This window comes from Myxococcus sp. CA039A, assembly GCF_013336645.1.
In the GTDB taxonomy this organism is placed as follows: domain Bacteria; phylum Myxococcota; class Myxococcia; order Myxococcales; family Myxococcaceae; genus Myxococcus; species Myxococcus llanfairpwllgwyngyllgogerychwyrndrobwllllantysiliogogogochensis.
Window position 1 is genome coordinate 1 of record NZ_JABUMQ010000189.1, and the last position, 21989, is coordinate 21989.

Genomic DNA, 21989 nt, shown 5'->3' on the forward strand with positions numbered 1-21989 from the left:
GGCGTTTCGTGAGCGGTCGGGGGCCGGGGGTGGCGGATCCGCCGAGGCGAGCATGGGTGCCTCGCGTCGTACGGGCGAGGCCGCTGGTGTGGATGTGAATGGGGGGCGCGGTGCCCAGCATGTGGCGGGGTCCATCGCTTCGGACTCGCTCGGAGGAGCGAACCCACGCGGTGCTCGGAGTGCCGCCTTCTCGGACTCGGGCATGGGCGGTGGTGCAAGGCGCGCGGAGTCCTTGTCGTTCTCCGATTCGAGCGCGAGCGGTGGGGGGCGGCGCGCGGAGTCGCTGTCGTTCTCGGATTCGAGCGCGGGCGGTGGTGCTCGTCGTACAGAGTCTTTGTCGTTCGCGGACTCGAACGCGGGCGGTGGTGCTCGACGGCCGGACGCCGCGTCGTTCTCGGACTCGAGCGCGGGCGGTGGTGCAAGGCGCGCGGAGTCGCTGTCGTTCTCGGACTTGAGCGCGGGCGGTGGTGCTCGTCGTACAGAGTCTTTGTCGTTCGCGGACTCGAACGCGGGCGGTGGTGCTCGACGGCCGGACGCCGCGTCGTTCTCGGACTTGAGCGCGAGCGCTGGTGCTCGTCGTACGGAATCGCTGTCGTTCTCGGATTCGAGCGCGCCGCCGGTTTCTCGCCGTGCGCAGAGCGCGGCCTTCTCGGACTCGGCCGTGGTGACGACTCCGCGACGTACGGGGACGCAGGGCGCGTTGAGCGCGGGCGTGTCTCGAGGAGCGTCGGCCTCGCGGGGCGGGTTCGCTCCACCCCCGGGCCAGCGGCCCGAGCGGGTGAATCGCGCGCCCACTCCGCCGGACAAGCTTCGCCCGCTGCTGAAGGAGGCCTTCGGCTTCTCCGAGTTCCGCCCCTACCAAGAGGCCGTCTGTCGCGCGGCCACCGCGGGCGAGGACCTGCTGCTCGTCATGCCCACGGGCGCGGGCAAGTCGCTCTGCTATCAGCTCCCCGGGCTGGCTCGCGCCGGGACGACCATCGTCGTCAGCCCGCTCATCGCGCTGATGGAGGACCAGGTGTTGCGGCTCCAGTCGCTCGGCTTCGCGGCGGACCGCATCCACTCAGGACGCGACAGGGCCAATTCGCGGCAGGTGTGCTTCGACTACCTGGAGGGGAAGCTCGACTTCCTGTTCATCGCTCCAGAGCGACTCGGTGTGCCGGGCTTCGTGGAGTTGCTGGCGCGCCGCCCTCCCACGCTCATCGCCATCGACGAGGCCCACTGCATCTCCCAGTGGGGCCACGACTTCCGGCCCGACTACCGGTTGCTCGGCGCACGGCTCCCGCTGCTTCGCCCCGCGCCCGTGGTGGCACTCACCGCCACCGCCACGCCCGACGTGCAGCGGGACATCGTGCAGCAGCTCGGACTGCTGGGCGCGGGAGGCCGCGCGCGCACCTTCATCCACGGCTTCCGCCGCACCAACATCGCCATCGAGGTGCGTGAGCTGAACCCTGGTGCTCGCGGTGATGCCATCCACGGGTTGCTCCAGGACGAGGAGAACCGCCCCGCCATCGTCTACGCGGCCACGCGCAAGCACGCCGAACAGCTCGCGGAGACCCTGGCGGGGGACTTCCCCTCGGCCGCGTACCACGCGGGGCTCCCCCCGGAGAACCGAGACAGGGTCCAGGCCGAGTTCCTCCGAGGCTCGCTGGAGGTCATCGTCGCCACCACGGCGTTCGGCATGGGCATCGACAAGGCGGATGTCCGCACCGTCATCCACGCCGCGTTGCCCGCGAGCCTGGAGGGGTACTACCAGGAGCTGGGGCGCGCGGGCCGCGATGGGAAGCCGTCTCGCGCCGTGCTGCTGCACTCGTACATCGACCGGCGCACGCACGAGTTCTTCCACAAGCGCGACTATCCCGAGGCCTACGTCCTGGAGCGACTGTTCCAGTCCACGGCGCTGGAGCCGGAGCCGAAGCAGGCACTCCAGGGCCGCGTGCGAGGAGATCCGGAGGTCTTCGACAAGGCGCTGGAGCAGTTGTGGATTCACGGCGGCGTGGTGATGACGCCCGACGAGACGGTGCGGCGTGGACGGCCCACCTGGTCGGCCGCGTATACGGCGCAGCGCGACCGCAAGCTGCTGCACCTGGAGCAGATGGGGCGCTATGCGGAGGCCCATGGCTGCCGCATGAAGCAACTGGTGGGGCACTTCGGTGACACCCAGGACTCCGGTGAGGCGTGCGGCCTGTGTGACGTGTGCGCGCCGGAGTCGTGCGCCACGCTGCGCTTCGCGGAGCCCTCGGCGTCGGAGCGACACTGGCTGGAGCGCATCCTGGAGTCGCTCCAGGAGCGGGATGGGCAGGCCACCGGACGCCTCCACCGGGAGCTGTTCGGTGATGCACTGCCCCGACGCGACTTCGAGCGGCTCGTCGGAGGCCTCGTGCGCGCCGGGCTGGCGCGGCTGGAGGTCGACTCGTTCGACAAGGACGGACAGGTCATCTCCTTCCAGCGGCTCTCGCTGACAGACGAGGGACGGCGCACCCGCGCGGTGGACCCTCGGCACGTCGTCCTTCCGCTCGCGCTGGAGAAGGCGGCCAAGCGCAAGCGCGGGAAGACCCAGGCAGGCAGCGGGAAGGCGACGAAGCGCTCGACCCGGAGTGGCACGCGGAGCACCAGTGGCCGGGCGCGTGGCGGGGGTGAAGAGGCCGGTGCGCGCCAGTGGCGTGCGTCTCCGCCAGCGGAGGACTACGACCAGCGCTCCTCGTGGAATGCCTCCCGGGGGGGCGCCGACGAGCGGGCCGACTCCGGTGCTTCTCCGGCAGGGCGGGCCGTGTCGTCCGCGAGCGAGGCGCCCTGGGGCGCGACTCGAAGCCGCCGCGTGGAGCTGGACGACTCCGCTCCCGAGGAGGTCGCGACGCGGGGCAGGGGGCGTCGTGGGGCGAGCGCGGTGGAGCAGGTGGAGGCGCCGCCTCCCGGGCTGGTGGATGCGCTGAAGGCGTGGCGACTGGCGGAGGCGCGCAAGCGCAAGGTGCCCGCGTTCCGAATCCTCACGGACCGGGTGCTGGGCGCCATCGCCGCGGCGCGGCCGGAGAACGGCGCGGCGCTCATGGCCATCCACGGCGTGGGGCCTGCCCTCACCGAGCGCTACGGCTCCCAGATTCTCTCGCTCGTCGCTCGCAAGCGCTGACGACCTGGCGGGCTCTCGCGAGAGGCTCCGCGGCCTCTCGTGGGGCTGGCACGGCACACGCCCAGGGCGGCTTTCGCTCCTCGCAAGGGAGGACGTGCCGCGGGCTCACTCGCCCGCCTCCCCTCACGCGAGGGCGGCCGAGCAGACCCGCGGCTTCGCGCCATTGACGGGTAACGCGGAGCACTTCCTCGCCTTCACCCCGCCCTCGAAAGAGGGCTGCTTGCGTCCTCGAGGCCGCGCAATCGCCGCGCACGGACATCCGTGACGGCGTGCCCATGGAAAAAGTCTTCTCTCGCTTCCTGCTCGGAGCAACCTGCCGGGCGCGAAGTCCTTTTCCCTGCCCGCGAGGGCACTGTGTCGCCCTCCGTCCCTGCGTCACCTTTCGGCCCAGCTACCACGATGGCGAGCAACCGCAGCACGAGGGGGGAGCGGAAGATGGAACTCGGATTCGAGACGATCGGAAACGCCACACTCATCTGCCACGACAACGGACCGGTGCTGGTCACCGACCCATGGACTCATGGAGCCGCATACTTCGGGAGCTGGACGCTGTCCCACGAGATTCCCGAGGAGATGCGTGAGACCATCCAGCGCTGTCAGTACGTCTGGCTGTCCCATGGACACCCGGACCACCTGAGCGCGGAGTCCCTGGAGAAGCTGCGCGAGCAGACCATCCTGGTGCCCAACCACTTCGGCGGGCGCGTCCGCGACGACCTGCGCGAGCAGGGCTTCAACGTGCACGTGCTGGTGGACCGCGTGTGGACGCAGCTGTCCCCGCGCATCCGCGTCCTGTGCATCCCCGACATGAATCAGGACGCCGTGCTCCTGGTCGACGTGGACGGACGGCTGCTCGTCAACCTCAACGACGCGGGAGACCGGGGCTGGGGCCGCTTCGTGCGAAGCATGGTGCGCCGGTATGACGAGTCGTACCTGCTGGCCCTGTCCGGTTACGGCGACGCGGACATGATCAACTACTTCACCGAGGACGGGCAGCGCATCATCCCCTACGCCGCGGCGAAGACGCCGGTGGGGCGCACCATCGCCCGGCAGGCGGAGTTCTACGGCGCGCGCTACTTCGTGCCCTTCAGCTCCATGCACAAGTACCAGCGCGCGGACTCCATCTGGGCCTCCGAGTACACGACGACGCTGGAGGACTACAGCCGCGGCTTCGAGTCGGAGTCATGCACGCTCTTGCCCGCCTTCGTCCGCTGCGACTTCGCCAAGGACGACAAGCAGCTCATCCGCCCCAAGGAGCGCGCGCTCCTGCCGGTGGACCCGAAGGAGTTCGGCGACGACTGGGGGGAGATGTTGGAGGCGGACGAGGCCCGGACGCTGCGCGAGTACTTCGGGGCCATCGAGCACCTGGGCTCGGTGCTCGACTTCCTCCGCTTCCGCGTGGGCGGCCAGGACCACGTCATCGAGTTCCACCACCGTCGCTTCCGCCGGGGCATCACCTTCGAGGCCCCGCGCAACTCGCTGATGACGGCCGTGCGCTACCGCGTCTTCGATGACCTGCTCATCGGCAACTTCATGAAGACGACGCTGCACGGCGACTTCGGCGAGGGACGGCTGTACCCGGACTTCAGCCCCTACGTGGCCAAGTACGCGGACAACGGCAAGGCCCGCACGCGCAACGAGCTGAAGACGTACTTCTCCGAATACCGCCGCAGGGACCCGGTGGGCTTCCTGCGCGGACAGGTGGAGGCGCACTGCGTGAGGCCGCTCCAGACGCAGTCGGCGGAGCTGTTGCGCACGCTGCTGCCGTCGGACTCCACGGCGTTCCGCACCGCCAAGGAGACCTTCTGGAAGGTGCGGCGCGCGCTCCTGTGAGCCGCCGCGTCCGCTAGAGATACGGAGACAGGAGCCGGGCCAGCCCATCCCTCAACCGGATGGGCAGGGGCCGGGCATCCACCTGCTCCCGGGTGAGAGGACGCGAGCGTGACAGTCGCTCCTCCACCACCGCCTCCAGCCGCCCGGCCAGCTCCGCGTCGTAGCACTCCACGTTCAGCTCGAAGTTGAGCCGCAGCGAGCGCGGGTCCCAGTTCGCGGAGCCGATGAGCCCCCACTCGCCGTCCACCACCATCAGTTTGGTGTGGTCGAACGGGGGCTCGGTGAGGAAGACCCGGCACCCCGCCGCCAGCACCTGCCAGAGCTGCGCGGTGCTGGCCCATTGCACCACGGGCAGGTTGCCCTTCCTGGGCAGCACCACGTCCACGCGCACCCCGCGCAGCGCCGCCACGTTGAGCGCGGTGATGAGCGCCGCGTCCGGCAGGAAGTACGGCGTGACGATGCGCACCGACGTGCGCGCCGTGGACAGCGCCCCGAGCAACACCGTGCGCAGCTTCTCGAAGTCCTCGTCCGGCCCGTCCGGAATCCCCCGCGCCAGCACCGCGCCCGCCGGGGCCTGCTCGGGAAACCACGCGTCCCCGCTCAGCTTCTCCCGCGTGGTGAAGACCCAGTCCTCGGCGAAGGTCTCCTGCAACTGCGCCACCACCGGGCCCTCCAGGTGGAAGTGCAAGTCGCGCGCGGCGCGCTCGCCCGGCCAGAACTGCTCGCGGATGTTCATCCCTCCCGTGAAGCCCACGCGCCCATCCACCACCAGCACCTTGCGGTGGTTGCGCAGGTTCATGAAGGGCAGCCGGTAGGGCATCAACGAGGGCAGGAAGCGCGCGGCCGTCACCCCCTCGCGCTTGAGCCGGCCCAGAATCGTGGGCCACGTGTAGCGCGCGCCCACCGCGTCCACCAACACCCGCGTCTCCACCCCGCGCCGCACCGCCGCGCCCAGCATCCCCGCGAAGTGCCGGCCCGCCACGTCGTTGTCGAAGATGTAGCTGCACAGGGAGATGGACGTGCGCGCGCCCTCAATCGCCTCCAGCATGGCCGGGTACGCGTCCGTCCGGGACTCCAGCACCGTGACGCGATTGCCAGGCAACAGCGGCCGGTGCAGCACTGCGTCCCCCAGCCGCGCCAGCGGTGCCAGGTGCGCGACCTCTGGCTTCACCCGCGACACGCCCTCCGCCACCACGGCCTCCACGCCGCGGATGGGCGGAAACAACCCGTGCTCACGCCGAGGCGACAGCGAGCGAGCGCGACGACGGATGCGGTTGATGCCCAACAACAGATAGAGCACCGCGCCCAGCACCGGCACCAGCCACACCAGGCCCACCCAACCCACCGCCGCGCGCACGTCCCGCTTGCGCAGCACCACGTGCGTGCTGGCCAGCACACTCACCAGCACCGTCAGCACCGCCGCCACATGCGGCCACGCCGCTTCCAGCCAGGTGAGCACCGCGGACATGTCGAACGGGAGAGGGGACACGGACCGCTCCGGCTATACACGGGACGCCCGCCACGGCGCAGCGCGGTGCGGACTCCCCTCGCGGGGCGCGCTGCGTTGGGCCCGCTTGACGCAGCCTGACGGCGGGTGCATCCTCGCTGACCCTTTCCGCTCCCGATGCGAGTGCGAGGCGACCTGTCCAGGTTTGATACGACCCCAGGGCAGCTGACTGATTCGCGGACAGCACTGTCCGATTCCTGAACAGTCCCCGTCGCGAGCGGAAAACCCAATCCAGACAGCAGGTTCCACGGCTGCGTGTCAGGTCCGTTTACGTTCGGGTTTCACGACCTGGAGTGCGGATACTCCAGATTAAACCTTGAGAGCAGCTTTTGCCACTATGGGCCGTTCTTGGCCCGACAGTTGCTCAAGGCCGGGTCGCGTCGGGCCGCGGCTGGTGGAGGAACCAGGCGGACGGCGCATCCCCCGCAGTTGCTCGTTCCGAGGAAATACCGATGCTCAAGTTCCGCTCCATGGCGTTGCTGGCTGGTGTCGCTCTTCTGGGTACCGCGTGTGGTGGCCCCGAGGCCTCCGAGACGCAGGCGCCGAAGATGACGTGGGAGGAGTTCCGCGCGAGTGCCGTGCAGGATCCAGAAGGCAAGTGGATCTTCGACATGGACCAGTCCGTGGACAACGAGGAGGAGCTGCGCGCCTACTTCGACAACAACGTCACCCCGGACCAGGGCAAGAGCCACGAGGGTCTGGCCGTGTACAACGTCGGTGGTGGCGCGGCGAATGACCGCAAGTGGAGCGCCACGCAGAAGGGCAACCTGACCTACTGCATCAGCAACACCTTCGGCACGACCAACAAGGCGAAGCTGGTCACCGCGATGAACAGCGCGACGGCGGCCTGGGAGGCCACCGCCAGCGTGAACTTCATCCACAGCACCAGCTACGACGCCAGCTGCACGGCGTCGCAGGCGGGCGTGCTGTTCGACGTGCGTCCGGTGAACTCCGGTGGCCAGTACCTGGCGCGCGCGTTCTTCCCCGGCTCGGCTCGCTCGGGCCGCAACGTCCTCGTCGACAACACGGCCTTCGGCAGCATCGCGCCGTGGACGCTGGCGGGCATCCTGCGCCACGAGCTGGGCCACGTGCTCGGCTTCCGTCACGAGCACACCCGCCAGTCCACTCCCTGCTTCGAGGACAACAACTGGCGCGCGCTGACGGCGTATGACCGTTCGTCGGTCATGCACTACCCCCAGTGCAACGGCACGCAGACGGGCGACCTCATCCTGACCAGCCTGGACAAGACGGGCGCTCGCGCGCTGTACCCGTGATTTGACTTCGACTCACCCGGCCAAGGCTCCCCTCGTCACGTGAGTGGCGGTGGGGGCCGAGGCCCCAGGCCGGAAGGTTCCTTCTCCCGCGGAGGGGGGTGCCTTCCGGCCTTTCTGTGTGGTGTGTAGGACGGGGCTCAGTCCATGTTTCGCGCGCCGGCCGTGAGGGCCTCGCCGAAGTAGATGAGCGTCTTGGTGTTGTCCTCGCTGCTCTCGATGTCGAGGCACTCCAGCTCGCCGCTCTCGCTCTCGTCCGCGTAGATGCGTTCTGGCTTCTGGATGCGGTGGGTGATTTCGCCGCCCGGGCCGCCCACGATGATTTCGACGACGCCCTTGTCGCTGCCCTTCTCCTCGAGGCTGATTTCCACGAGCGGAAGCCCCTCGGCGAGCGGCTGGTCCCCCAGCTCCATGCCCTCCACCTCGATGCGAACCGGGTGCTCCTTCTCCATGGTGGAGAGCAGGGCCAGATAGTCCGCCCAGCCCTCCCGGGGAATCTCTCGCGTGTGGTCCGTGTGCGCCATGTGTGGCCCTCCGGTGTTGGCGTTCCCGGTAGACCGTAAGGCGCGTGCGGGCCGGATGAGAGGCAGGCCCGCCTTCCTGCTCGCCACACGAGCCGCCGTCGGGCTCCCGGTGGCCCGCTGGCCCGAACGCGCTACTCGGTGAGGGAGCGCACCGCGTCGCCTTCCAACACCAGGCGCACGGTGGAGGCGGTGCCCTGTCGGCCGAAGTGCTCGTAGGCGGTCTGCTCCAGCAGCGGGCCCAGCGTGGTGCGCAGGCCGCGCGCGCCCGTCTCGCGCTTGAGCGCGCGCGCCACGATGTGCTCGCGCACGGAGGGCTCCACCAGCAGGCGCAGGCCCTCCTGCTCGAACTCACGCTCGTAGGAGCGCAGCACGTGGTTCTGGAGGATGTCGCCCAGCGTGGCCGCGTCCAGCGGTGTGAAGGAGACCAGCCGGTTGAAGCGGCCGATGAGCTCCGGGATGAAGCCGTAGCGCGCGAAGGCCGTCGTCTGCTCCAGTTGCTCCTGGGTGACGGCCACGGCGATGGACTCCTCGCGCGCATGTTGGGGCTCACGGCCGAAGCCCAGGTGTTCGGTGCGCGTCATGCCTTCCGCCGTGGCGCGCAGCCCGCTGAAGGCGCCGCAGGCGATGAACGTGAGACAGGACAGCTCCAGGGTGTCCGGCTGGAGCCGGCTGGTGAAGCCGAAGTCCGGGGGGAAGTCCGCGCTGGCGGCGGACAGCAGATGCAGGAGGCTGCGCTGCACACCGAAGCCGCTGACGTCCTTGGTCGTCTGCTGTCCCGCGAAGCGACTGTCGGAGCGACTGGTGGCGAGCTTGTCGAACTCGTCCATGCAGATGACGCCGCACGCGGCCCAGTCCGAGTCCTTGTCCGCGACTTCATACAGGCGCGACAGGAGCGTGTTGACGTCGTCGCCCACATAGCCCGTCTCGGAGAACTGGGTGGCGTCCGCCAGCACCGTGGGCACGGCGAGGATTTCGCGGAACAACAGCTCCACGAGGAACGTCTTGCCGGAGCCGGTGGGCCCCAGGAACATGCAGTTCTCCCGCATGCCCGGCTCGGGCGCGAGCCCCTCCAGGTGCAGCCTGCGGATGCGGCGCAGGTGGCGGTAGGCCAGCACGGAGGCCGCGCGCCGCGCCTCCTCCTGTCCCCGGTAGCCCAGGTCCGTGAGTCGCGCGTCGATTTCGCGGGGGGACAGGACCTCGATGGCCGCGACCCGCTCGCGGACATCCTCACCGCGAGGGACGGGCCGTGACTCCAGGCCATGGCGGGCGACAGTCATTCCAGGCGGCTCCAAGGGAGGGTGGACCGGAAGGCTTCCGGGCCGGGCCGCATCATCCTGGCGGCCCGCTGCGTCCACAAGCAGGCCGACGACCTCGTGTCTCACGCGCTCGCGACACCGGCCCGTGGAGCGACTCACGGAGGGCCCCCTCGCGGGACGGGCGAGCGGGCACGGACGACTGCGCGCGCCGGGACAGGCTGCATAGCGTCCGGGGATGAGCCTTTCGACGCCAGTCACCACCCCCCTCGCGCTCGTGACGGAGCGCCGCAAGCTGCGCGAGTGGCGCTTGCTGTTCACCCGCCTTCCCACTCCCACCCGGGACTCGCTGCCGGGCCGCTACCGGGCGGAGCTGTTGGGGCCCGCCTGGTTCCAGGGCTTCGCGCACCGGTTGCTCGGCGTCCTGGGGATGCGCGGCTGGTGGGGCAAGGACATCGCCCCTGGGGGACGCGAGGGGGCCAATCTGGTGAACCGCGTGGGCGGCGTGTGGCGGGCCGTGCCGCTGGTGCTGCGCGAGGGGACGTCGCGGGTGGACGGGCGCACCTCGCTCCAGGTGGAGTACACGCCGGAGGTGGGGTGGCAGTGGCGTCCCTTCGTGGACGAGCTGCGCTGGCTGGAGGGGCGCACGCTGCTGGCGATGACACATTTGGAGTTGCCGGTGCTGCGCCGCCTCACGTTCCCCTTCCTGTTGCACCGCGAGCCCTCGACTCCCTGAGTGGGCGGCCGACGTGAGGGGCCCCTCATCGCGTGAACGCCCACCCGTGAACATCTCTCATGGGAGAGTGGGCCTCGTCCGCGCACAAGTGCTCCCCTGATGCGCGCGGGCGCATTACAGGAAACTCACATGGGTGCTCTGGCGGAGAAGGCGGACGCGAAGCAGGCGAAGGTTCCCTCGCTGGGTGCGTGGGTGGAAGCGGGCTCGAGGGTGCGGTGGCGGGTCTGGGCTCCCGGACACCAACGCGTGGAGGTGGTGCTGCACGACGCGCGCGGCGAGCCGGGGCGCGTGCTGCCGATGACTCCGGAGCGCGACGGCTACTTCGTCGCGGTGCTGGAGGGGCAGGGCGCGGGCGTGCTCTACAAGCTGCGCGTGGACGGCGCGGGTCCGTTCCCGGACCCGTGGTCCCGCTCGCAGCCAATGGGCGTGCACGGCCCTTCGGAAGTCGTGGTGCCGGACTTCGCGTGGACGGACTCGGGCTGGAAGGGCGTGGAGCCCCAGGCGCTCGTCCTCTACGAGGTGCACGTGGGCACCGCCACGCCCGAGGGGACCTTCGAGGCGCTCATCCCCAAGCTGCCCGGTCTCAAGGAGCTGGGCATCACCGCGCTGGAGCTGCTGCCGGTGGCCAGCTTCCCCGGTACGCGCAACTGGGGCTACGACGGCGTGGACCTCTTCGCGCCCTCGCACGTGTACGGCGGGCCGAAGGGATTGCGCGCGCTGGTGGACGCCGCGCACGCGCAGGGCCTGGGCGTGGTGCTGGACGCCGTCTACAACCACTTCGGTCCGGACGGGAACTACCTGCGCGCGTACTCGCCGCACTACTTCACCGGACGCCACCACACGCCGTGGGGCGACGCGGTGAACTACGACGGCAAGGACAGCCGGCCCGTGCGGGAGATGGTGCTCTCCAACGTGGAGATGTGGATTCGCGACTACCACCTGGACGGCCTGCGGCTGGACGCGGCGCACGCCATCCTCGATGAGACACAGCCCCACCTGCTCACCGAAATCGCCGAGCGCGCCCGGGCCAGCGCGCCGGGGCGGCGAGTCGTCCTCATCGCCGAGGATGAGCGCAACGAGCGCCGCCTCATGTTGCCCGCGTCCGACGGAGGCCACGGGCTGGACGGTGTCTGGGCGGATGACTTCCATCACCAGATGCGGCGCGCCTTCGCGGGTGACAGCGAGAGCTACTTCCAGGACTACACGGGCAGCGCGGAGGACCTGGCGCGCACGCTGCGCCAGGGGTGGTTCTACGAGGGCCAGGTGTCGAAGAACCAGGGACATGCGCGGGGCACGCGCGCGGAGGGCCTGGAGCCGTGGCGCTTCGTGCACTGCCTCCAGAATCATGACCAGGTGGGCAACCGCGCGCTGGGCGAGCGCCTGGGCCACGACGTGTCCCCCGCGGCCTTCCGCGCGATGAGCACGCTGCTGCTGTCGTCGCCCTACACGCCGCTGCTCTTCATGGGACAGGAGTGGAACGCGAGCACGCCGTTCCTCTACTTCACGGACCACCACGAGGAGCTGGGGCGGCTCGTCACGGAGGGGCGGCGCAAGGAGTTCGCGGGCTTCGCTCGCTTCGCGGGTGAGCAGGTGCCGGACCCGCAGGCCGAGGACACCTTCGCGCGCTCCAGGCTCGACTGGAGCGAGGCCCAAAGGCCGGAGCACGCGGGCATCCGAGTGCTCTACCGCGAGCTGCTCCGCCTGCGCGCGACGGACCCCGTGATGCGGGAGGCCCGGCGCGGCGCATATGACGCGCGAGCCGTGGGGCCTCGGGCGCTGGTGCTGGAGCGGCGAGGGGGCGGGCAGGTGCTCCAGGTGCTGCTCGGCCTGGGCGGGACGGTGGAGCACCGCGTCCCTCCCGACGCCGAAGTGGTGTTGTGGAGCGAGGAGCCGCGCTTTGGCGGCGACACGCGGACGCCGCCGCTTCAGGACGGAGTCGTGCGCCTGGAAGGGCCGTCCGCCGTCGTGTTGCGCTTCAAGAGCCAGCAGTAGCTGCCCTGGCGTGCGGACGACCGCAGGCCCGCCCGAGGGCGTCGATGATGGGAATGACCTGTCGACCCCTCGGGTATTGGCGCCCGCAGGTTCCGAACGTTGAGTCATCAACACCGTGGGCGACGTGCCGCGAGGAGACCCTGAGCTCCCAGGCGCGAGTCGACGGAGGAAAGCCAACGCGCCGCGGGGGGAACGCGGCGTGCCGGGGCGGCGCTGTCCGTCCGGTGGGTCGTGGCCCTCGGTGGCCTCACTCGAGGTAGCAACTTGAATCCACACCACAGGACCTCATCCCGGCTGGGATTTCGCTGGCGCATGCCGTGCCGTGCGCTCGCGCTGACGGCCTTCGCGCTCTCCACGCCCGTGCTGGCCGCCGGTGGCTTCGTCGCCGTCACCGCCAGTGGGCATGACGGCAACGTGCCCGCCAACGCCATCGACGGAAACACCGCCACGCGCTGGTCCAGCGATGGCGTGGGACAGTGGCTTCGTGGCGACCTGGGCGCCGCGAAGTCGGTGAGCGCGGTGGACATCGCCTGGTTCCGAGGCAACGAGCGCGTCAGCCACTACGTCATCTCCACCTCCACGGATGGCGCTGCCTGGACGCAGGTGTCCTCGGGCAGTTCGTCTGGAAAGAGCACGGCGTTCGAGCGCGTCTCCTTCTCGCCGGTGAACGCGCGCTACGTGCGCATCACCGTCAATGGCAGCACGATGAACACCTGGGCGAGCATCTCCGAGCTTTCGGCCATCACCACCGACACCGGGACGCCGCAGCCCACGGGCAAGGACAAGTTCGGTGTGACGATGCTCTACCCCTCGAAGAGCGGGGGCGAGGCGTGGGCGCTGGCGGACAACGCGACGTCCGATGCGCGCTTCAATCCGCAGAAGACCATCACCCGTAACTCGGACGGCTCCTGGAAGATGAAGAACAGCGCGGTGCGGCTGCTCGTCTACACCTCCACGGGCTACGACGACCGGAAGATTCCCACGTATGACCGGGACGTGCTGGCGAGCCGGGGCTACATGCAGGCGGCCAATGACTGGCGCAACGTGGAGATGACGGGCTTCGTGAAGCTCAACGCCACGTCGGATGCGAAGGACAACTTCGACTGGTACGCGCGCGGCGGCAAGCACAACGACGACCACTCCGGCTGCGAGGGCAGCAGCTACAAGGCGGGCCTGCACTATGACGGCCGCGCCCGTTGGCAGAAGGAGACGTGGCATGTCTCCTACGAGCAGGCCTCCTACAAGACGGCGACGTCGGCGCTGAAGGGCCGCTGGGTGGGCTTCAAGGCGGTGATGCGCAACACCACCGTGAGCGGCAAGGAGGCGGTGCGGCTGGAGATGTACGTCAACGAGAACGCCGACAAGGTGACGTGGAAGAAGGTCTACGACATGGTCGACTCAGGGAGCTGGGGCGGTGATGCGCAGCACTGCGGCGGCGCCACCGGGGCCATGCCGATTACGTGGGGAGGTCCCATCGCCACGTTCCGCTGGGACAACGCCACCGACGTGGACTTCAAGTGGTTGACGGTCCGCGAAATCCAGCCGTGACGCCCAGGCGCTGACGCGGTGCTTCCAGGAGGGCGCGAGGGGCGGTGGCTCCTCGCGCCCTCGGTTCGTTGGAGGGCTTTTCGACAGGCCCACAGATGGAGGCCATCAGGCCAGGCGCGGGCGGGGCCGGTGGGGCGAGGCGCTACCGGCTTCAGTTGGGGTTTGTCGGTGTCGACAGGGGCGGCGTCCCGTGCTCAGCATCGCGGCCATGAATGTCCAGACCGCCACCGAGTCCTCCGACCGCATCTGGGAGAAGGAAATCCTCCCGGCGCTCGAGCGCTACATCCGCATCCCCAACAAGTCGCCTGCCTTCGACCCGGACTGGGTGAAGGCCGGGCACATGGAAGCCGCCGTGCAGCTCGTCGCGGAGTGGTGCCGCGCGCAGGCGCCGCACCTGCCCGGCCTCACGCTGGAGGTCATCCGCCTCAAGGACGAGCAGGGGAAGGACCGCACGCCGGTCATCTACATGGAGGTGCCCGGCACGCGCGGCGACGACACCGTGCTGATGTACGGCCACCTGGACAAGCAGCCGGAGATGACGGGCTGGCGTGAGGGCCTGACGCCGTGGGCCCCCGTGCGCGAGGGCGACAAGCTCTACGGCCGTGGTGGCGCGGATGACGGTTACTCCGCCTTCGCGTCGCTGACGGCGCTGCGCCTCTTGCGCGAGCAGGGCGTGCCGCACGCGCGCTGCGTGGTGCTCATCGAGGCGTGTGAGGAGAGCGGCAGCTACGACTTGCCGGCGTACATCGAGGCGCTGGCGCCACGCATCGGCAAGCCGTCGCTGGTGGTGTGTCTGGATTCAGGCTGCGCGAACTACGACCAGCTCTGGATGACGACGTCGCTGCGCGGAATGGTGGCGGGCAATCTGCGCGTGGACGTGCTCACGGAGGGTGTGCACTCCGGAGACGCGAGCGGAATCGTGGCCTCGTCCTTCCGCGTGCTGCGCCAGGTGCTGTCGAGGGTGGAGGAGGAGGGCACGGGCCGTGTGACGGTGCAGGGCCTGCACGTGGAGATTCCGAAGGAGCGGCGCGAGCAGGCGAGCGCGGCGGCGAAGGTGCTGGGCGAAGAGGTCTTCGGCAAGTTCCCGTGGATGCCGGGCATGCGGCCCATGTCGGACGACGGCGGGGAGCTGGTGCTCAACCGCACGTGGCGCCCGGCGCTGTCGGTGACGGGCGTGGACGGCATGCCTCCGCTGCAGAGCGCGGGCAACGTGTTGCGGCCCTTCACCACGGTGAAGCTGTCCATGCGCATTCCTCCGAGGCTGGAGCCGAAGTCGGCGCAGAAGGCGCTCAAGGACGCGCTGGAGAAGGATCCGCCGTACGGCGCGAAGGTGAGCTTCGAGGGTGACAAGGCCAGCGTTGGCTGGGATGCGCCGCCGCTCGCGAGCTGGCTGTCGCGCGCGGTGGAGTCCGCGTCCGGCACGTACTTCGGCCGGCCGGCCATGGCGATGGGCGAGGGTGGCACCATCCCTTTCATGGGCATGCTGGGTGAGCGCTTCCCTGAGGCGCAATTCCTTATCACCGGTCTGTTGGGCCCGGGCAGCAACGCGCACGGCCCCAACGAGTTCCTGCATGTCCCCACCGGCAAGAAGCTGACGTGCTGCGTGGCCAGCGTCATCGCGGATCACTTCAAGCGCTGACGTGGACCCAGGTGGCCCGAGGTACGCCTCGGGTCGCCTGTCAGTGTCGTCTGGTATTGCCGGGTGTGCCCGCCTCGCCGCGGGCCTCTCGCCAGGGCCTACCATGACGCTTCGTTGGGTGGTGTCGCTGCTCCTGTTGATGGCTGTCACTGGATGCGCGACGGGCCGAGTCGTGCGGCTGGAGACCGGGGAGGACTCCTTCCTCGTCACTCCTCGCGAGGAGCCTGACGCGGAAGTGAGTGCGGCGGTACTCGAAGACGACGAATTCGAGGAGGCCCTCACCGAGCTGGCACGGGATGTTCCTCCCTCTCGTAATCCCATGCAGGTCGCGCGGGAGCGCTTCGGCGTTCCGTCCCGGAGTGGGGTGTATGGGTATGAGCGTGGTTCCTCGCGACTCATCCCTGAGCGTAGAGAGGACGCGGACGGGCCTCGTCTGTTGGAGGACTACGCGGATGAAGCGCTGACTCGCGCGTATGGCCAGTGGTGCAAGCGGAAGGACCGACCCGGGGACTGCTTGCGCCTGCTGGACGAGGGCCCCCTGCTGGCCAGCGATGGCAAGTACACGTGGGCCCTGGTCATCGCCATGGACTCGGTGTGGGAGGAGACCTCCGAAGCACTGGAGGGCATGACGGACCCCCAGGCAGTCGTGGCTGGCATCGCCGCCTCCGCGACGATGTACCTGCTCTTGTGGTCGTTGCCCGAGCCGGTGAGTAAAGGCGTAGCGGCCACCTTGACGGCCTGCCTCATCGCCTACCTGGGCGTGGACACGGTGTGGAGCATGCTGGACGGGTGGCTGACGCTGGTGCGCCAGGTGGATACGGCGACGAGTTTCGAGCAACTCCATGCGGCGGGTGAGGCGTACGGCGAGGTGCTCGGGGAGAACGCGGCGCGCGTCTTCGTCATGCTGGCCACAGTGGCCATTGGGAGCACAGCGGGGCTGGCGGCGAAGTCAGTGGGACTGCCGGGCTCCGCCCAAGCGGCCCTGGCCGTGGAGTCCCAAGCAGGCTTCCAGTACGCGGCCGTGGGCAGCGTGAGTTCGGTCGCCTTGACTGCCGAGGGGTTCACCATCGCGCTGGCCCCGAACGCCGTGGCCATGGCGAGCCGGGGAGGGCGTAGCGAGCGTCATCACATCGCCACGAACAAGAACGACGTCTCCGCCGCGCGCGGAGGACCCTGGACGCCAAGGTTCAGGAAGCTGTTCGCAAGGGCTGGGATGAAGTTGAAGGACCCCGAGAACGTTGTTGAAGTCGTGGGCCACAAGGGGCCGCATCCGCAGCGCTATCACGAGTACGTCCATGATCGACTGAAGGAATCCTTGGGAGAGTGCCGCAAGGTGGAAGATTGCCGGAAGGCCCTGTTGGATGCGCTACGCGATCTCGCCAGAGAAGCGCAGACCCAGGGAACTAAAATCCACAGGCTTTTGACTCAAGACCGGTGAGGAATCTAGGAAGTCCGCCATGTCGAATCCGTCGCGGTATTTCAGGCTCAGAGAAGACGTGCGGGGTGGGTATTGGTACCTGGGAGACCCGCTCGATGAGACGGGCACCGAGGTCGAAGACATCTGGCAGTTCGCCCGGGGGCGGCCCATCGAGCTTGCGGGTCGCCTGAAGTTTCCCATCAGTGATCCTGGAAAGTGGTTGGATTTCTGTACCGCGGGAGTTGGCATGGCTCCCATTGTCCATGTCCGAGTGGCCAACCTCTTCGCGGAGCTGGCGCCCGATGATGTGCAATTGATTCCCGTCGATGTCGAAGGTCGCCCGGAACAACATGTCATGCTCGTCGCCACGAAGCTGATCCGGTGCATCGATGACGAAGCCTCGGAAGAGGCATTGTATTGGAAGCCCGAGGATGAGCGGCCGGACAAGCTGGGCCAGTACCGCAGCGTCGACGGGATGCGCATCGACCTCACGAAGCTGGGCGGCGCGAAGGTCTTCCGCACCTGGGGCTGGTCCATCGCCCTCATCGTCTCCGAGGACATCAAGCTCGCCATGGAACGCGCCAAGGTCACAGGGGCGAAGTTCGAGGAAGTCTGAGCGGAGGGTGCGGGCCTCACCGGAAGTGTCACATTCAGACGACACACGCGCCCCACGGGGCACCCTCTCCGCGCTTCTGCCGACAGTCGCCAGGGCCCCCAGGGAGGTGCGTCACACCGGCTCTGTTTCATAACCCGCGCTTGGGCTGAACCTCTCGCCACACGGGTTGCTAGACATTGCGGCGTAATTCTATGTCACGCACCCCACCCGGACGGTGGTCAGGCGATTCGCTCGCGTTGCTCCTCGACAGGTAGTCCCTCTCCCGGCTCCGACCGTGTGCCCCCGCACGTGGACACATCCCCATTCACCCCCAACGGAGCCAGACAATGAATGTCATCAAGACGCCCCCGGTCACCACCAAGGAAGGCCAGCTGATAGGCAAGGTGGAAGGGAAGGTTTCCGTCTTCAAGGGCATCCCCTACGCGAAGCCGCCCGTGGACAGCCTCCGCTGGCGCGCGCCGGAGCGCATCCCCGCATGGTCCGGCCCCCGCGAGGCGCTCGACTTCGGTCCCTCCGCGCTCCAGTCGCGCGAGGCCTGCATCGCGGGCGGCGGCGGTGACCCCGGGAAGATGGCCGAGGACTGCCTCTACCTCAACGTCTGGACACCCAAGACGGACCCGGGCGCGAAGCTGCCCGTGCTGTTCTGGATTCACGGCGGCGCCTTCATCATCGGCACGGGCCGCGTGCCTCCCTATGACGGCACGCAGCTCGCCGCCCGCGACGTGGTGCTCGTCACCTTCAACTACCGCCTGGGACACCTGGGCTTCTTCATGCACCCGGAGCTGGAGAAGGAGAACCCGGGCGGCCCGGCCAACTTCGGCATCCTGGACCAGATGCTCGCGCTGGAGTGGGTGAGGAACAACATCGCCCAGTTCGGAGGAGACCCCAGCAACATCACCATCATGGGCCAGTCCGCCGGCGCCAAGAGCGTGCTGGCGTTCTTCACCTCGCCGCTCATCCGGGAGAAGAACCCCTTCCGCCGCGGCGTGGCCATGAGCTCCTACGTGCTCCAGGAGAAGTCCGTGGCCGACGCGAAGCTCGCGGGCGTGGCCTTCGCCCACCATCAGGGCGTCCCCTGGCAGCAGGCCACCATGGAGAAGCTGCGCAAGCTGGACCCGGAGAAGTTCTGGGCGCTCCCCTCGGACAGCGGCAACGCGCCCAGCCCCATCTACGGGGACTCGGTGCTCCCCCAGACGATTCGCGCCAGCTTCGAGGCGGGCTCGCAGCTCAAGTTGCCGCTCATCCTCGGCAGCACGAGCGATGACTCGAGCGTGGTGTCCTCGTTCGGCATCGACCCGGCCACCATCATCGAGAAGCTGGGTCCCCTGGGAGAGATGATTCGCCAGCTCTACCCCGACGTGAATGACGACCGGGAGATTGGCCGGCGGATGTGCCGCGACTTCGTCTTCTCCGTCACGCCGCGCCACCTGGCGTCCTTCCACTCCCACCATGGGGCCCACGCCTGGCGCTACTACTTCGAGTACCGCGCGAAGATGCTCGCGCCCCGGCAGCCCCTGGGCGTGCCCCACGGCGGGGATGTCTCCTACTTCCTGGAGACGGCCGACCACGTCCCGCCGACAGGAGACCTTTTCGGGGACGAGGACCGGAAGTTCACCAGCAACCTGGTGGACTCCCTGGTCCAGTTCCTGCGCACCGGCACGCCAGGGCCCGTGGGCGGCGTCGCCTGGAACGAGCACACGGCGGAGAGCGACAAGCTCTTGAGGTTGGATACCACCGTCAGGATGGTGGACAACTTCGAGGGGCCCATCCTGGACGTGGCCCAGATGGTCATGCCGCTCATCGACTCCTTCGCCAAGCCGCCTCCGCCCGCGCTGCCGAAGGCGTCTTCGACTTCGTCGACGTCGTCGACGGCCGCGAAGGGCAAGCCGCGTCCGCAGGCCACCCCCTAAGAGGGCCCGCGGACCCGGGCCGCCGCCTCAGCGGCCCGTCTTGATGCCCAGGTTCCCACCCTGCTGGGAATTCCCGGGGCGCTTGGTGCTCGTGGTGCCAGGGGACTTGCCACCCTGGCGCCGCAGCTCCAGCCGCAGCTCGTCGTCGGCGGCGGAGACCTCGCGCGTCACCGGCTCGTAGCCGTTGAGCGCCAGCGTCACCGCCACCATGGGCGCGCCCTGCTCCAGCTCCAGCTTCATGGGTGTCACGCCGCGCTCCTCGCCGGCGATGCTCACCGTGGCGCCGGGCGGCTCGGTGATGACGGGCAGCTCCACCATCTTCACCGGCTCCGGCGTGGGCTTGGGTGGAGTCGGGGGCAGCTCGCGCTCCACGTGCACCTGCTGCGTCTGCGTCGGCGGTTTCTCCGGCAGCGTCGCCGCTCCCGCCGGTCCGCGCAGGAAGATGACGGCCGCGGCCGCCACCAGCAACCCCGCGCCCGCCGCGACGACGGGCACCCACGGAATGCGACGCACCTCCGCGCTGGGCGCGCGCTCCATGGGCGCGGTGCCGCGCGTGCGGTCCTGCACCACGGGGCCTCCGACGGCGGCCGCCAGCTGCTGCCGCGAGCGCGTCCCCGGCGTGACGTTGCGAGGCTGCTGCCGCGACGCGGACGTGCGCCCTCCCGGGCCCCCCACGCCGCTGAGCGACGAGTTGGAGCGCGAGTCCAGGTCCGCGTCCTCCGCGAGCTGGTCCAGCTTCGCCGGGTCCGTCTCCGTGGAGATGCGGTCCGCGTACAGCTCCCGCAGGTACGCCGACAGGTGCGCGCTGCTGGAGGGCAGCCGCAGGTTGAGCGTGTAGTCCTCCAGCGCCAGCCGGAAGGCGCCGCAGTCCGGGTAGCGCTCGTCCGGCGTGGGCGCCAGCGCCTTGAGCACCACTTCGTCCAGGCCCGGCGGCAACTTGGGGTTGAGCTGCGAGGGGCGCGGAACCTGGCAGTCCTTCACCAGCCGCAGCGTCATCAAGTCCGAGTCACCCTTGAAGAGCCGCTTGCCCGTCAGCATCTCCCACATGACGACGCCCAGCGCGAACAAGTCACTGCGCGCGTCGATGGCCAGGCCGCTCGCCTGCTCGGGGGACATGTAGGGGTATTTGCCCTTGAGGACGCCCGTCGCCGTGTTGGCGCTGCTGGTGGCAGCCTTGGCCACACCGAAGTCGATGACCTTCACGCCTCCGTCGAAGCCGACCAGGATGTTCTGCGGTGACACGTCGCGGTGTACCAGCCGCATGGGCCGGCCCTGGACGTCCCGCGCCTGGTGCGCGTAGTGGAGACCCGCCGCGGCATCCGCGATGACGCGCAGAATCAATCCCACCGACATCGGCTTGTTCTGCGCCCGGGAGAACTTCTCCAGACGACGCACATCGTCACCCTGGACGTACTCCATGGCCAGGCAGTGCCGACCCTCAATCTGGGACAGGTCGAGGATGGTGATGAGGTTGGGGTGGGTGAGGCGGGCTACCAGCCCGGCCTCATCCAGGAACATGGAGAGGAACTCATCATCCTCCGCGAGGTGCGGGAGGATGAGTTTGAGGACCACCAGCCGCTCGAAGCCCGTTCCGTGCTCACGGGCCAGAAACACCTGTCCCATGCCTCCCGAGGCAATCTTCCGCAGCAACTCGTACTTACCGAATGGCACCGCCATGATGTGCTCGGGAGAATATCTCCCTTTCTCACCGTGCGGGAAATGACCGGTCGGCTGTCACCCCACATTGACACGGGACAGTGAAGGTCTGGGTGGGACTCACGCCTTCATCCTGTAACCCGAGCGGAGCACGAAGTACACGACGACGGTGGCCACCACGGCGACGCCGGCGAGGATGCCGCCGCCGAACAGGGGCGAGTACATGCTGCGGCCGAGCATCCCGTAGCGCAGCCCCTCCACCATGTAGACCATGGGGTTGAAGAGGCTGATGGTGTTCCAGGGCGCGGGCAGCTCGCGCACGGAATAGAAGACGCCGCCGAGGAACGTGAGCGGCAGCATGACGAAGGTGGGGAAGAAGTTGATCTGCTCGAACTTCTCCGCCCACACGGCGGCGAGCATGCCCAGCACGCTGAAGACGTAGGAGGCGATGAGCAGGAAGTACACGGCCACCCACGCGTGCTCCAGGCTGAAGCCGGTGAAGGCGCCCGCCACGGCCCACGTCAGGCCGCCGACGACGAGGCCGCGCACCATGGCGCCGCCGATGAAGCCCGCCATCAGCTCCCCGGGCCCCAGGGGCGCCACCAGCAGGTCCACCACCGTGCCCTGAATCTTGGTGATGAACAGGGACGAGGAGCTGTTGAGGAATGCGTTGTTGGCGATGCCCAGGAAGACGAGGCCCGGCACGATGAAGTGCAGGTAGGGCGAGCCCTCCACCTCGTGGACGCGGCCGGAGATGCTGTAGCCGAAGACGATGAAGTACAGCGTGGTGCTGATGAGCGGTGAGAGGACGGTCTGCCCCGGCACTCGCATGAAGCGCCGGACCTCCTTCACGAACAGCGTCTGCATCCCGAGGACGTTCATGGTGGTGTCTTTGCGTGGCGCACGCCGCCTTCGCGCGCCCGTGACGGGCCTCGCGGTGGGGCGGGGGCGCGGAAGAAGGGAAGG

The 21989-nt window shown here is 68.9% G+C and carries 15 protein-coding genes; 10 read left to right on the top strand and 5 right to left on the bottom strand.

Going from position 1 to position 21989, the window contains the following annotated elements; translation table 11 throughout:
- Window positions 1-202 precede the first annotated feature (202 nt).
- Together HR086_RS28230 and HR086_RS28235 are read left to right on the top strand one after the other, a co-directional pair.
- Window positions 203-3124, top strand: a complete 2922-nt coding sequence (locus HR086_RS28230; protein WP_373564367.1) for a RecQ family ATP-dependent DNA helicase — start codon at window positions 203-205, stop codon at window positions 3122-3124.
- 435 nt (window positions 3125-3559) lie between these two features.
- Entirely contained in the window at window positions 3560-4954 is a 1395-nt protein-coding gene (locus HR086_RS28235; RefSeq protein ID WP_174456935.1) for an MBL fold metallo-hydrolase, read from the top strand.
- A 13-nt stretch (window positions 4955-4967) separates the two neighbouring features.
- Here the strand turns inward: HR086_RS28235 and cls are convergent, their stop codons facing one another.
- The gene (gene cls, locus HR086_RS28240) at window positions 4968-6422 is read right to left on the bottom strand and encodes a cardiolipin synthase (RefSeq protein ID WP_174467172.1); all 1455 of its coding nucleotides are present in this window, start codon (window positions 6420-6422) and stop codon (window positions 4968-4970) included.
- A 491-nt stretch (window positions 6423-6913) separates the two neighbouring features.
- Between cls and HR086_RS28245 the strand changes: the two genes are divergently transcribed.
- Complete coding sequence (locus tag HR086_RS28245) at window positions 6914-7735, top strand: matrixin family metalloprotease (protein ID WP_174456934.1); 822 nt, start codon at window positions 6914-6916, stop codon at window positions 7733-7735.
- A gap of 137 nt (window positions 7736-7872) precedes the next feature.
- Here HR086_RS28245 and HR086_RS28250 read toward each other — a convergent pair whose 3' ends face one another.
- Window positions 7873-8256 (bottom strand): DUF5335 family protein, encoded by a 384-nt coding sequence (locus HR086_RS28250; RefSeq protein WP_141648847.1) that lies wholly within the window; start codon window positions 8254-8256, stop codon window positions 7873-7875.
- A gap of 131 nt (window positions 8257-8387) precedes the next feature.
- A complete protein-coding gene (locus tag HR086_RS28255) occupies window positions 8388-9533 on the bottom strand; it encodes an AAA family ATPase (protein WP_141648846.1) in 1146 nt (381 codons plus the stop codon).
- A 214-nt stretch (window positions 9534-9747) separates the two neighbouring features.
- Here HR086_RS28255 and HR086_RS28260 point away from each other — a divergent pair, with 214 nt between their 5' ends.
- The 7 genes from HR086_RS28260 to HR086_RS28290 all read left to right on the top strand — a co-directional run bounded on the left by HR086_RS28260 (window position 9748) and on the right by HR086_RS28290 (window position 19367).
- The gene (locus HR086_RS28260) at window positions 9748-10245 is read left to right on the top strand and encodes a hypothetical protein (protein WP_174467168.1); all 498 of its coding nucleotides are present in this window, start codon (window positions 9748-9750) and stop codon (window positions 10243-10245) included.
- A 129-nt stretch (window positions 10246-10374) separates the two neighbouring features.
- Window positions 10375-12237 (top strand): malto-oligosyltrehalose trehalohydrolase, encoded by a 1863-nt coding sequence (gene treZ / locus HR086_RS28265; protein WP_174467169.1) that lies wholly within the window; start codon window positions 10375-10377, stop codon window positions 12235-12237.
- Between the two features lie 312 nt (window positions 12238-12549).
- Window positions 12550-13785 (top strand): discoidin domain-containing protein, encoded by a 1236-nt coding sequence (locus HR086_RS28270; RefSeq protein ID WP_174456931.1) that lies wholly within the window; start codon window positions 12550-12552, stop codon window positions 13783-13785.
- Window positions 13786-13993: 208 nt separating this feature from the next.
- A complete protein-coding gene (locus HR086_RS28275; protein WP_141648488.1) occupies window positions 13994-15424 on the top strand; it encodes a M20 family metallopeptidase in 1431 nt (476 codons plus the stop codon).
- Between the two features lie 103 nt (window positions 15425-15527).
- Window positions 15528-16862 carry an AHH domain-containing protein gene (locus HR086_RS28280; protein ID WP_174467170.1) on the top strand — a complete coding sequence of 445 codons (1335 nt, stop codon included), beginning with the start codon at window positions 15528-15530 and terminating at the stop codon, window positions 16860-16862.
- Window positions 16863-16881: 19 nt separating this feature from the next.
- Window positions 16882-17457 (top strand): imm11 family protein, encoded by a 576-nt coding sequence (locus HR086_RS28285; RefSeq protein WP_174456929.1) that lies wholly within the window; start codon window positions 16882-16884, stop codon window positions 17455-17457.
- 326 nt (window positions 17458-17783) lie between these two features.
- Entirely contained in the window at window positions 17784-19367 is a 1584-nt protein-coding gene (locus HR086_RS28290) for a carboxylesterase/lipase family protein (protein WP_174467171.1), read from the top strand.
- 27 nt (window positions 19368-19394) lie between these two features.
- Here HR086_RS28290 and HR086_RS28295 read toward each other — a convergent pair whose 3' ends face one another.
- A complete protein-coding gene (locus HR086_RS28295) occupies window positions 19395-21044 on the bottom strand; it encodes a serine/threonine-protein kinase (RefSeq protein ID WP_174456927.1) in 1650 nt (549 codons plus the stop codon).
- A 99-nt stretch (window positions 21045-21143) separates the two neighbouring features.
- Window positions 21144-21905 carry an ABC transporter permease gene (locus tag HR086_RS28300; RefSeq protein WP_141648493.1) on the bottom strand — a complete coding sequence of 254 codons (762 nt, stop codon included), beginning with the start codon at window positions 21903-21905 and terminating at the stop codon, window positions 21144-21146.
- Between the last annotated feature and the right edge of the window lie 84 nt (window positions 21906-21989).

Excerpts from the sequence above, each read along its gene's own strand:
- HR086_RS28230 (WP_373564367.1), top strand. The coding sequence starts at position 203 with ATGGGCGGTGGTGCAAGGCGCGCGGAGTCCTTGTCGTTCTCCGATTCG.
- HR086_RS28235 (WP_174456935.1), top strand. The coding sequence starts at position 3,560 with ATGGAACTCGGATTCGAGACGATCGGAAACGCCACACTCATCTGCCAC.
- cls (WP_174467172.1), bottom strand. The coding sequence starts at position 6,422 with ATGTCCGCGGTGCTCACCTGGCTGGAAGCGGCGTGGCCGCATGTGGCG.
- HR086_RS28245 (WP_174456934.1), top strand. The coding sequence starts at position 6,914 with ATGCTCAAGTTCCGCTCCATGGCGTTGCTGGCTGGTGTCGCTCTTCTG.
- HR086_RS28250 (WP_141648847.1), bottom strand. The coding sequence starts at position 8,256 with ATGGCGCACACGGACCACACGCGAGAGATTCCCCGGGAGGGCTGGGCG.
- HR086_RS28255 (WP_141648846.1), bottom strand. The coding sequence starts at position 9,533 with ATGACTGTCGCCCGCCATGGCCTGGAGTCACGGCCCGTCCCTCGCGGT.
- HR086_RS28260 (WP_174467168.1), top strand. The coding sequence starts at position 9,748 with ATGAGCCTTTCGACGCCAGTCACCACCCCCCTCGCGCTCGTGACGGAG.
- treZ (WP_174467169.1), top strand. The coding sequence starts at position 10,375 with ATGGGTGCTCTGGCGGAGAAGGCGGACGCGAAGCAGGCGAAGGTTCCC.
- HR086_RS28270 (WP_174456931.1), top strand. The coding sequence starts at position 12,550 with ATGCCGTGCCGTGCGCTCGCGCTGACGGCCTTCGCGCTCTCCACGCCC.
- HR086_RS28275 (WP_141648488.1), top strand. The coding sequence starts at position 13,994 with ATGAATGTCCAGACCGCCACCGAGTCCTCCGACCGCATCTGGGAGAAG.
- HR086_RS28280 (WP_174467170.1), top strand. The coding sequence starts at position 15,528 with ATGACGCTTCGTTGGGTGGTGTCGCTGCTCCTGTTGATGGCTGTCACT.
- HR086_RS28285 (WP_174456929.1), top strand. The coding sequence starts at position 16,882 with ATGTCGAATCCGTCGCGGTATTTCAGGCTCAGAGAAGACGTGCGGGGT.
- HR086_RS28290 (WP_174467171.1), top strand. The coding sequence starts at position 17,784 with ATGAATGTCATCAAGACGCCCCCGGTCACCACCAAGGAAGGCCAGCTG.
- HR086_RS28295 (WP_174456927.1), bottom strand. The coding sequence starts at position 21,044 with ATGGCGGTGCCATTCGGTAAGTACGAGTTGCTGCGGAAGATTGCCTCG.
- HR086_RS28300 (WP_141648493.1), bottom strand. The coding sequence starts at position 21,905 with ATGAACGTCCTCGGGATGCAGACGCTGTTCGTGAAGGAGGTCCGGCGC.